Raw genomic sequence first — 11,653 nt, 5'->3', positions numbered from 1 at the left:
GATTAGCTAAATGCATTTCAGACGCCTTTAACTAGAAACGTTTATTTCAGAAAATTAACGGTAGAAACAAAAGCATCAATTAATTTACACTTAAGCAAATATTCGAATAGACCCATATTTACTCTCTTTTTGGTATTGACGAAAATCAGAGTCAGAAAATGGGACACAGCATGTCAAATCTTTTGAAGGTGATCCTTGAAGAAAAGTAGCATTAATTTAGTCATATTCGACTGTGACGGAGTACTTATCGATAGTGAAGTACTTTCTATGCAGGCCTGGCAATCGATTTTAGCTAAATTTAACATTGCCATTACTAGGCGTTATTTTATTGCAAACTTCTTAGGTAAAAGCATGGAGCATGTAAGGTGCAAAGTAGAAGAGGACTTCGACCTATCGCTAACCCAAGCAATAGAAGACGATTTTCACACCCTGCTCTTTCAAAGCTTTGAGCGTCAACTCACCAACACACCTGGAATTATTGAAGTACTGTCTTCTTTACGTGTGCCGTTTTGCCTTGCCACAAGTAGTTCACCAGAAAGAACAAAGAAAGCGCTGCAAACAACCGGCTTACTTCATTTCTTTAACGACCGCATATTTACCCGTTCTTTAGTGTCAAGAGGCAAACCTGCACCTGACTTGTTTCTACACGCGGCAGAAGTAATGAAGTGTAAACCGCATAATTGTTTGGTTATTGAAGACTCCGAACCAGGACTAGCCGCAGCACAAGCTGCCAACATGCAATGTCTTCACTTCATTGGGGGCGCACATCTACATAATTTGGTAGATAACACCGATAATACGATTGCTTCTTGGGAGACTTTTATTAAGCGCTTCCCAGATATAATGAATATGAGTACAACAAATGAGTAAAAAAGCACAAAACGATCTTAACCGCCTAGACGAAGCTGCTAGGGCGGGATGGATGTATTACGTGGGCGGAAAAACCCAAGATGAAATTGCAAAAACGCTTAAAACCTCCCGTCAAAGCGCGCAAAGACTAGTAGCGCTTTCAATGTCAGAAGGGCTGGTAAAGGTGCGCTTGGAACACCCTATCGCACGATGTATGGAATTAGCACAGGGTCTTCAACGGAAATTTGGGCTTACTTTTTGTGATGTAGTCCCAAATGTTGATGACGACCCTAACTCTACCCAGGGATTAGGTCAAGCGGGCGCTACAGCCATTGAACGTGCACTAAAACACGATGCTCCGCAAACCATAGCGTTTGGTACTGGGCGAGTACTTCGTGCCTGTGCTGATGAATTATCGCTTCTTCACTGCCCTCAACACAAAATTGTCTCTTTGGTTGGCAATATTGCAGAAAATGGTGAAGCCACTCGATACGACGTTGCTGTGCACGTCGCAGACAGAGTAAAAGCCCAACACTACCCTATGCCAACTCCGGTTATTGCTTCAAGCAAGTCTGAGAAAGATGTATGGCAACAACAGCAGCATATCTCTCGTATTCACTCGCTAGCAAAGCAAGCCGACATAAGTTTTGTAGGTATAGGTAACTTAGGTAGTGTCTCTCCGTTATATAAAGATGGTTTCATTGACGATAATGAACTCAGCACGCTTGGCGATTCAGGGGCTTGCGGTGAAATTATCAGCTGGGTGTTTAACGAAGAAGGTGCATTGATCAATTGCGACATCAACCATAGGGTCACAAGCTTTAAACTTAAAGCGACCCCAGAAAAGCCTGTCATAGGTGTTGCTGCTGGCGATAGCAAATTTAATGCTATAAGGGGTGCGCTTCGTTCGAAGTTTTTAAACGGGTTAATTACAACCGAGCGTACTGCTTCAGCTTTATTGGATTCATAATTTTCCTTAGGCCGCTAGCTAGTGCTTTTCCTACAAAGCACTAGTCTAAAAAACACTGTCTACAAATAAAAGTGCACAAATTGCGGCTTTTTTGGCAATTTTTTAGCCGCTTTAAAAATCGCTTTTTTATTTACCCTACCCCTCGCTGTCCCTTTACTACTAAAGGCTAACGACAAATCAGCATTCACTACACCTTTAGTATAAGGTATTAGCTTGCATACCTTGTTATTCCAATGGCTATTTTTCAAACTCCTCACGTGCTCTTTAATAAAACCCGTCAAACAGATTTAATTTAAAATAAACAAACGAAGGAAATTTAACCATGTTGAAAATTGTTAAAAATTCTCTAGTAATTGCAGCATCTACTTTAGCTTTCACTAACGCAGCACAAGCCAACGATGTAAATGAAGCCCTTGCCAATATCTGTACAATAGTACAAGCAGACGATAAAGGTGAGCTACGTAAGAAAATGAGAAGTGTACAATCAGACTATAAATTGAAGCTTCGCGATTATTATTCTGGTATTTCTTGCGGCGGTCAAAGTCTAATCAGAACTGCAATTACAAATAATGCGGTTGAAGTAGGAACCCTACTTGTGAAAAAAATGCCAAGTAAGGATCTTTCTGCACCAGAAGCGGACGGTAAAACTTTGCAGGCGTGGATCGCTGAACAGGGACTACAGAGCTCACCTATCTCTGCCGAGCTTAACGACAGAATTTAAATCCTAATTCACATCGCCATGTGAACTTTTTCAACATGGTTGCAGCGCATGCTGCATTCTAAGGCCCCACTGCTACGGGGCCTTTTTTATTGTTTTATTTTACATCTAATGCATGCTCACCCTTAAGGTATACTTTGGTATACCTTGTTATTTTACAGCATGTTTTTCAATAGGTTAGATTGAGGTTTAATACATCTCAACGAACAAAGATAATCTTAATAACAACAAACGAAGGAATTTAACCATGTTGAAAATCGTTAAAACTTCTCTAGTAATTGCAGCATCTACTTTAGCTTTTTCTAACGCCGCACAAGCTAATGATATAAACGAAGCCCTGGCTAACATCTGCACTATCGTTCAAGCAGATGATAAAGGTGAACTTCGCAAAAAAATGCGTAGCGTTCAGTCTGACTATAAGCTCAAGCTTCGCGATTACTACACTGGTATTTCTTGTAGCGGTCAAAGCCTTATCCGCACAGCTATTAGCAGCAACGCTGTTGAAGTAGGGACATTACTTGTAAAGAAAATGCCTAGTAAAGATTTGGCACAGCCAGAGTCAGATGGCAAAACCCTTCAAGCTTGGATTGCTGAGCAGGGTCTTCAAAGCTCACCTATCTCAGCTGAACTTAACGACAGAATCTAATAAAACAATTTAGTCACACCATGTGATACAACGGTTCAACATGGTAGCGGCAGGATGCCGCACTGGAGGCCCCTTTTAGGGGCCTCACCCCTTTTTAAGCCTCTATAAAATTTGTCACTTTTTTGAAAACCCATTGAGGTTCGTCTCTGTGCAGCCAGTGAGAAGCGTCTTTATGAAAATGGATATCAATTGAAGGCACATAGTGTTGAATGTTATCCAAAACACTTAGGTCAAACGCATCATCTCGCTCTCCCCATAACACTAATACCGGAAGATGAATAAACACATCAGGCACCCGTATACTGTCAAGTTCGCTTTCTGTCGCGTTTATCTGAGGCACTTGCTGCGGCATTTGCTTGTAATAGTTAAGCATTGCATTCAGCGTTTTAGGTGCACTCCAATCGTTGATTAAACCCTTGCCATAAGCTTCACTTTCTTCATCAAGTGACTGTCCTAACATTACTTTTAATAGCTCAAAATTTGTATCTACGAGCCATTGTTGTGCATTTTTATCGATAAGATCGTGGATATACTGGCTTTTCTCTCGCTGTCGCTGTGACGTTTTAAGTGACTGTGTAAATGTAGAAGGGTGCGCTGCATTTATGATGATCAGTTTTTTGATTAGGTCTTGATGAAACGCAACTAACGGCCATGCTATTGCACCACCCCAATCGTGCCCCAATAGAATAACATCTCTATCTCCTTTAACTTTTCCAATAAAAGTAGCCATACGCGATATAAGAAAAGGCACTTGGTAATCGATTTCATCCGCAAGTGGGCTCGACAAATGATACCCTGGTAAGTCAGGTGCAATTACATCAACAGACGTTGGTAATAAGCTTATTAATGCTTCCCAAGTATGAGCGTTTTCAGGAAACCCGTGAAGCAAGACGAGTAAAAGCCCATTGCTCTTTTCTTCTTCACGAGATAAGTAATGGATAACAGAGCCACCGATATCAACATATTTTGAAATTATCACGTTAAATGCACCCTCATATTCCAGAGACAAAAAAGCCGAGCTAAACAAGGCTCCCAAATAGTATTGGGCTGCTTTATTTGCTCGGCGTTTGTACGCTATTTACCAGCGTACGAGTTTTATTTTTAGTTTGATTTCTATTCGCTTACTCGATAGCAAACATACTCTCTGGCATAGACATTAAGTTGTCAGCGCCTGACTGCATGGCAGAGACAAGAGAGCGAGTTCTTGTCAGTAAGCGGTCAAAATAGAAACCCGTGGTTAGTATTTTGCTCTTATAGAACTCGACTTCTGTGCTTCCTGCGTCAAGTTGCTCTTGCGCTTTCACCGCCATTTTAAGCCAAAAATAAGCCACGGTGACGTAACCTGAGTACATCAGGTAATCAACAGAGGCTGCACCAATCTCATCTGGGTTCGACGCTGCAGCTTTGCCAATGTCCATAGTGATCTGCTGCCACTCATCAAGATGAGAATTTAGGGCATTGGTCCAAGCACTAAACTGCGCGTTATCGCGAAGTGAGTTACAGTAGTCACGTACTTCTTGTACAAATACATTAAGCAGCTCACCGTTAGACCCCATCACTTTGCGTCCCAGCAAGTCTACCGCTTGAATACCAGTAGTCCCTTCGTACATGGTGCAGATACGTGTATCGCGCGCAAGCTGCTCCATGCCCCACTCTTTAATAAAGCCGTGACCACCGTATACCTGCATACCGTAACTGGTTGCTTCTTGTGCCGTTTCGGTCAAAAACGCTTTAACAATAGGTGTTAAGAAAGCAAGTTTTGCTTCTGCGACCTGCTTTTCACCGGCATCATTACCGTAAAGCGTGACGTCTACCATTTGCATGCAATACGCCGCTAACGCTCGGTTGCCTTCAGCAAACGCTTTTTGTGTTAATAGCATACGGCGCACATCAGGGTGAACAATAATTGGATCAGCTGGACCATCAGGGTTTTTACGCCCCGTTAGCGAGCGAAACTGAATGCGGTCTTTCGCGTAGCGTAATGCGCCCTGGAAAGATGCTTCAGATGCAGCAAGGCCTTCTAAACCAGTACCAATACGCGCAGTATTCATAAAGGTAAACATGCAGTTGAGGCCACGATTAGGTGGGCCAATCAGAAAACCTTTGGCGCCATCGAAGTTGATAACACACGTTGCGCTGGCTTTAATGCCCATCTTATGTTCAATACTGCCACAGGCTACTGCGTTTCTGTCTTGCTTTTCACCGTCTTCAGATACGTTGAACTTTGGCACGACAAACAGCGAAATACCTTTGGTACCCTCTGGCGCATCAGGCAAACGAGCCAGTACAATGTGAACGATATTCTCAGACATATCGTGCTCACCGGCAGAGATAAAGATCTTTGTGCCAGTTAGACTATAGCTACCGTCTTCTTGAGGCTCGGCACGGCATTTAAGCATACCTAAGTCTGAGCCACAATGTGCCTCGGTTAGGCACATTGTGCCTGTCCACTCACCGCTAACCAGTTTATCTAGAAACATTTTTTGCTGTAGCTCAGTACCGTGCGCTTTCAATGTTTCCATGCAGCCTTGGCTAAGACCCGGATACATTGCCCATGAATGGTTTGCGCCTGAGAACCACTCAGCAATGATAGATGACAACGAGTATGGTAGCGCCTGACCACCAAATTCCTCTGGGTGAGACATACTTGGCCAGCCACCTTCAACATAGGTCTGGTAAGCTTCTTTAAACCCTTTAGGCGTAGTAACTTCGCCGTCAACCCACTTACACCCTTCTTCATCGCCAGATGCATTAATTGGTGCAAGCGTATTTTCTGAAAACTTGGCCGCTTCAGCAAAAATTGCAGACACTAAGTCTTCGGACGCTTCGTCGAAACCCAATTTTTGATAGTGATTTTGATAATTTAGTAGCTCATGTGTTACAAACATGGCGTCACGTTGTGGAGCTTTATAACCTTCCATACCCAATACCTATATAACTTCAAATAGACCAGCAGCGCCCATGCCGCCACCGATACACATGGTGCAAACAACAAATTTTGCACCGCGTCGTTTACCTTCGATGAGTGCATGACCCACCATGCGAGCACCGCTCATGCCGTACGGGTGACCAATAGAAATGGCACCGCCGTTAACATTTAATAATTCGTCTGGAATGCCTAACTTATCGCGACAATACAGAACCTGTACTGCAAACGCTTCGTTAAGTTCCCATAGACCGATATCGTCCATGGTCAATCCATGCTGCTTTAATAGCTTAGGAATGGCGAAAACTGGACCAATTCCCATTTCATCTGGCTCACAGCCTGCCACTGCAATACCGCGATAAATACCAAGTGGCTGGGCACTACCTTTTGACGCTGACTGTTCATCCATAATTACTGTTGCGCTCGCCCCATCAGAAAGCTGACTCGCGTTACCTGCAGTAATACACCCGCCTTCGATAACTGGATTAAGTGACTTAAGTCCCTCAAGTGTAGTCTCCGGGCGATTACCTTCGTCTTTTGACAAGGTCACTTCACGCTCAGATGTTTCGCCAGTTTCTTTGTTGAATAACGCTTGAACTGCCGTAATAGGAACAATCTCGTCGTCGAATTTACCCGCTTCTTGAGCCGCTGCCGTGCGCATTTGGCTTTGATAACCGTACTCATCTTGTACATCGCGGCTAATATTATAGCGCTTACCCACCACTTCTGCGGTTTGCAGCATAGGCATGTAGATATTTTTGTGCTTAGCAACAAGCGCAGGATCAACGGCGCGAAACATATTCATGTTCTTGTTTTGCACCAAAGAAATAGAGTCTAAACCACCAGCAACCATTACGTTTGTTTCGCCAGTTCGAATTGAATTTGCTGCGGTAGCGATTGCATACATACCAGAGCTACATTGACGATCTAACGTCATGCCAGCTACTGTTACCGGAAGCCCGCCAGCAAGACCTGCTAAACGACCTATGTTCATGCCGCCGCTGCCTTGAGTAAGGGCTGAGCCCATTACCACATCGTCTACAATAGCAGGGTCAATACCTGCGCGCGCAACGGCGTTTTCAATTGCATGGCCACCTAAAGAAGGCGCCGGCAAGTTGTTAAGTGCACCTTTATAGGCGCGGCCTATTGGCGTACGTGCTGTACTTACGATAACTGCATCACGCATTGTGTTGTTCCTTTCAATTGGGCTGACAGTTCAGTCAACATTTAGCTCGCGCCATCTCGTTTTAGAACAGGTTCTTAGATTAGGCGCTTAGCGTTATTTCATGATTTCATTGAAGGGCGTAAACGCTTTGTTTGCGCCCTTAAACTCTTTTAGTTTGTCGCTATTTGGTTTGATAACTTTTAAAAGTTCCGCCGCTTTGCGCCAGTTTCACAAGTAAGTCACTCGGCTCAAGCCACATTTTTCCGTATTCACCTAACTGATCGCGATAAGTAGTGAGTTTATCTAAAATAATGCCAAGGCCGACTTCATCCGCATATTGCATAGGGCCGCCGCGATACACAGGGAAGCCATAGCCGTAAACATAGATAACGTCGATGTCGCTAGATTTCGCTGCAATCCCCTCTTCTAAGATGGCTGCACCTTCGTTTATTAGTGAATACATGACGCGAACAAGAATTTCTTCATCACTTATATCCGAGCGTTGCACCACACCTAAGCGTTCTGCTTCTTGCTTGGCAATTTCTAAAACTTCAGGGTCTGCTACAGGAACTCTACTACCTGGCTCATAGTTATAAGCACCGCGCCCGGTTTTTAGACCGTTGCGCCCCATTTCTACAAGGCGGTCCGCCACCACGCCGTATGCTGGGTCGTGAGAAATATGTTCTTGGCGAGACTGACGTACGTAATAACCAATGTCCAACCCAGCCATATCTCCCATGGTGAATGGCCCCATAGGCATGCCGAACTCGGTAAGCACGCGATCGACTTGCTCGGGCGTCGCCCCTTCAAGTAGTAAGCGATTAGCTTCACGACCGTATGGCTCAATCATGCGATTGCCCACGAAGCCGAAACACACGCCCACTAGCACGGCGACTTTTCTTATTTTCTTAGCCATCTTCATACAAGTTTTAATAACTTCAGCAGATGTCTTTTCAGCCTTAACGACCTCAAGTAGCTTCATTACATTGGCTGGCGAGAAGAAGTGAAGTCCAATTACATCTTCGGGACGGGACGTGGCTGTTGCAATTTCGTCTATGTCTAGTGTTGATGTATTGGAGGCCAAGATAGCGCCAGGCTTACACACCCTATCAAGCGTTGAGAATACCGTTTTCTTTACTTCCATCTTTTCGAAAACCGCTTCGATAACTAAGTCGACGTCAGCTAAATCCTCGTAAGATGTTGTGCCAGAAAGCAGAGCCATTCGGCTCTCTACTTGTTCTTGGGTCAATTTGCCTTTTTTCGCTGAATTTTCGTAGTTCTTACGAATAAGTGCTAAGCCCTTCGCTAGCGCTTCTTCTTTAAGCTCTAGCATGGTGACCGGTATACCAGCATTGGCAAAGTTCATGGCGATACCGCCACCCATAGTACCTGCACCTATAATCGCCACTTTTTCGATACTGCGTTCTGGAGTATTTTTATCGAAATCACTCACGTGCCCTGCCGCGCGTTCAGCAAAGAAGAAATGCTGCTGCGCACGAGCTTGTGGCGTATTCATGCATTCCATGAAGAGTTTGCCTTCATTTTTAAGACCATCTTCGAAGGCTAGCGTGTACGCACCGCGCACAGCTTCAATACATTTTAGCGGAGCAAAGAAACCGCGCGTTGCTTTTTTAGTTTGCGCGGTTATCGCATCAAACACTGCCTGTGTTTCATCAGACATGGTCAGCGTAATATCACTAGTACGCTTTATCGCTTTGTCAGGCGTTAACGCTTGTAAATAGGCTTTGGTATCTTCAAGTAGGTGTTCAGGCTTATCGGAAATTTTGTCGAACACCCCTGGTAATTTAACGACAGAGGTTGGTTTGCCGGTAACGATCATTTCCAGTGAAGTTTGCGCGTCGGCAAGACGAGGAAGGCGTTGAGTTCCACCTGCGCCCGGCAAAATACCAAGGTTTACTTCTGGCAACCCCACCTTGTTACCAGCAAAAGTGATGCGATGATGACAGGCTAACGCCACCTCTAAACCGCCACCAAACGCTGGCCCTGGCAAAACAGCGACAACAGGCTTAGATGCATTCTCAATTTTATCTAGTACTTCAGGCAGCATGGGAGACAAATCGCCGCCAGAGAATTCACTAATATCTGCACCACCGGAGAAAATAGGCAGCGATGACGTTATAACAATCGCATTAACACTTTCATCATTGAGTGCGTTATCAATGCCTTCTATTAGCCCTACTCTGATAGCGCGCGACAGCGCATTTACCGGCGCGCTTTGCATTGTCAGCGTGACAACGCCTTGTTGTACTGCATATTCTACGGCTTTATTTTCCATCTCAGTCATCACCATGTCCTGTTTATCACGTTAACTGGATGTTATTGCAGTGTTGTTAATCATCCAAGTTTATTGGTGTTATAGACATTTATCATAATATTTAATAATAACCGCAATCCCTCTTGAAAACTTGCCTTGCTGCGCAGGCCATGTCCTACCTTACTTAAGCTTTAATTGACAGATTTGGATACCAGTGTTTTTGTTAACACTGAAAGCATATAAAATTACATTTCATTTACAAAGGATGTTTAGCGATGCAAGTACTTAAAACTCCAGAAAGTGCTTTTGACACAATTACAGATTTTCCATATGTCCCTCAATTTATAGAAGTGACTGATACTGTCAGTAGTGAAATTTCAATGGCCTACTACCAGTGCGGTCCAAAAGACGGGCACACAATATTGTTAATGCATGGCGAACCTACTTGGGCTTACCTTTATCGCAAAATGATGCCGTTGCTTGCTGATGCAGGGTTCAATGTTATAGCACCAGATTTAATTGGGTTTGGACGTTCTGATAAACCAGTAAGAAAGGAAGACTACTCTTACGCTCGTCACGTGATATGGACCAAGGATTGGTTTACGCAAGTGACTAAAGGCCCTGTGACTTTGTTTTGCCAAGATTGGGGAGGGTTGTTAGGACTGCGACTCGTCGCTGAGATGCCCGAACGCTTTTCCGGCGTAATGGTGTCTAATACTGGATTACCGACAGGAGATCACACGCCAAGTGATGCTTTTATCAAATGGCGCCGGTTCTCACAAGACGTTCCTGTATTCCCAACTTCAACCATTATTCAAAATGCGACGACAACCCAATTAGATGAGGCAACACTTGCTGCTTACGATGCTCCCTTCCCTGATGAGAGCTACAAAGCAGGAGCGCGCATGTTTCCCCTTCTTGTTCCAACTAGCCCTGATAATGCAGAGGCGCAGGCGAACAGAAATGCGTGGGACATTTTGATGCAATACAACAAGCCTTTCGTGACTGCTTTTGGCGATAGCGATCCGGTCACTAAAGGTGGCGATAAAATATTTCAAAAACTTGTGCCTGGCTGCAACGGCATGCCCCATACATTAGTAAAAAATGGTGGTCACTTTATTCAAGAAGATAAGGGTGAAGAGCTAGCTGATTTACTCATTCAATTTATTAAACAAACACAGCTCAAGTAAACGCCAAGATTAACTACAAACAGCTGTGTTATCGACAGACATAAACAAACTAAAAAACAGGAAATTATCATGGATGCATTACTCGACTTTACCGGGCAAGTTGTATTAATTACTGGTGCTGGCAGCGGTTTTGGTCGCTTATTATCTTTGGGTCTTGCCAATCGAGGCGCTAAACTCGTGCTTTCTGATATCAACGAGGCTGCTCTTGAAGAAACGCAAAAAGATGTAAAAGCCCTGACTGATGTAGTAGTGCTTGCTGGCAACATAGCAAGTGAGCCGTTTAACAAAGCATTAGTTGATAAAGCTATGGAAACCTTCGGTCAATTGGATATAGCTGTAAATAATGCGGGCATTGCGCACACCCCCGCCCCTGTACATCAGATGACAGAAGACATTATAGATGCGCAGTTCGCTGTAAACGTTAAAGGCGTGATGTTTGGCATGAAATATCAAATTCCGGTTATGCTTGCACAAAAACAGGGCCATATTCTTAACGTTAGCTCACTCGCGGGGCTAGGCGGCGCCCCCAAAGGTGGTGCTTACGCTGCGGCAAAACACGCGGTGTCAGGAGTAACGCGCACCGCTGCTGTAGAGTATGGACGCAAAAATGTTCGCGTTAATGCTATTTGCCCTTTCTACAGCCCTACCAATATTTTAAACGTAGACGGTTACAATACCCCTGAAGCTCGAGAACAACTTGGCATGGGCAGCCCTATGAAGCGTCTTGGTGAGCCGCAAGAAATTGTTAATACTATGATGCTCATGCTTTCACCGGGGAATAGCTATATGAACGGCCAAACGATAGCTGTAGACGGTGGTGTAACGGCATGGTAAAGGGCAATTACACGGCTAAGTAGCACTACCTATTCGAAAGTATAAGAATATATACCTTCGTATAACACCTTGTATTTATA

Annotated in this window: 10 protein-coding genes; 6 read left to right on the top strand and 4 right to left on the bottom strand. The window is 44.2% G+C overall.

Annotated features, from left to right (window positions below):
- The first annotated feature begins 195 nt into the window (after positions 1-195).
- The 4 genes from KL866_RS05655 to KL866_RS05640 all read left to right on the top strand — a co-directional run bounded on the left by KL866_RS05655 (position 196) and on the right by KL866_RS05640 (position 3,183).
- Positions 196-870, top strand: a complete 675-nt coding sequence (locus KL866_RS05655; RefSeq protein WP_214993892.1) for an HAD family phosphatase — start codon at positions 196-198, stop codon at positions 868-870.
- Entirely contained in the window at positions 863-1,819 is a 957-nt protein-coding gene (locus KL866_RS05650; protein WP_214993891.1) for a sugar-binding transcriptional regulator, read from the top strand. The genes KL866_RS05655 and KL866_RS05650 overlap by 8 nt, the downstream gene beginning before the upstream one ends.
- Before the next feature lie 322 nt (positions 1,820-2,141).
- Complete coding sequence (locus tag KL866_RS05645; RefSeq protein ID WP_025254994.1) at positions 2,142-2,540, top strand: DUF3718 domain-containing protein; 399 nt, start codon at positions 2,142-2,144, stop codon at positions 2,538-2,540.
- 244 nt (positions 2,541-2,784) lie between these two features.
- Positions 2,785-3,183, top strand: a complete 399-nt coding sequence (locus KL866_RS05640) for a DUF3718 domain-containing protein (protein ID WP_025254993.1) — start codon at positions 2,785-2,787, stop codon at positions 3,181-3,183.
- Positions 3,184-3,277: 94 nt separating this feature from the next.
- Here KL866_RS05640 and KL866_RS05635 read toward each other — a convergent pair whose 3' ends face one another.
- The 4 genes from KL866_RS05635 to KL866_RS05620 form a co-directional block, all read right to left on the bottom strand.
- Positions 3,278-4,162: an alpha/beta fold hydrolase gene (locus tag KL866_RS05635; RefSeq protein WP_214993889.1), complete on the bottom strand. Its 885-nt coding sequence runs from the start codon at positions 4,160-4,162 to the stop codon at positions 3,278-3,280.
- A 142-nt stretch (positions 4,163-4,304) separates the two neighbouring features.
- Positions 4,305-6,104 (bottom strand): acyl-CoA dehydrogenase C-terminal domain-containing protein, encoded by a 1,800-nt coding sequence (locus tag KL866_RS05630; protein WP_025254991.1) that lies wholly within the window; start codon positions 6,102-6,104, stop codon positions 4,305-4,307.
- Between the two features lie 9 nt (positions 6,105-6,113).
- Complete coding sequence (locus KL866_RS05625; protein WP_025254990.1) at positions 6,114-7,295, bottom strand: acetyl-CoA C-acyltransferase; 1,182 nt, start codon at positions 7,293-7,295, stop codon at positions 6,114-6,116.
- 160 nt (positions 7,296-7,455) lie between these two features.
- Positions 7,456-9,579 (bottom strand): 3-hydroxyacyl-CoA dehydrogenase NAD-binding domain-containing protein, encoded by a 2,124-nt coding sequence (locus KL866_RS05620; protein ID WP_214993887.1) that lies wholly within the window; start codon positions 9,577-9,579, stop codon positions 7,456-7,458.
- 245 nt (positions 9,580-9,824) lie between these two features.
- On the opposite strand from KL866_RS05620, the gene KL866_RS05615 reads away from it, so the two are divergent.
- On the top strand, positions 9,825-10,739 hold the full coding sequence (locus KL866_RS05615) for a haloalkane dehalogenase (RefSeq protein ID WP_025254988.1): 915 nt from the start codon (positions 9,825-9,827) through the stop codon (positions 10,737-10,739).
- A 69-nt stretch (positions 10,740-10,808) separates the two neighbouring features.
- On the top strand, positions 10,809-11,573 hold the full coding sequence (locus tag KL866_RS05610) for an SDR family NAD(P)-dependent oxidoreductase (protein WP_025254987.1): 765 nt from the start codon (positions 10,809-10,811) through the stop codon (positions 11,571-11,573).
- The last annotated feature ends 80 nt before the right edge of the window (positions 11,574-11,653 follow it).

The organism is Alteromonas sp. ALT199 (genome assembly GCF_018619335.1).
Lineage (GTDB): Bacteria > Pseudomonadota > Gammaproteobacteria > Enterobacterales > Alteromonadaceae > Alteromonas.
This window is presented reverse-complemented; position numbering and strand designations above follow the sequence as displayed.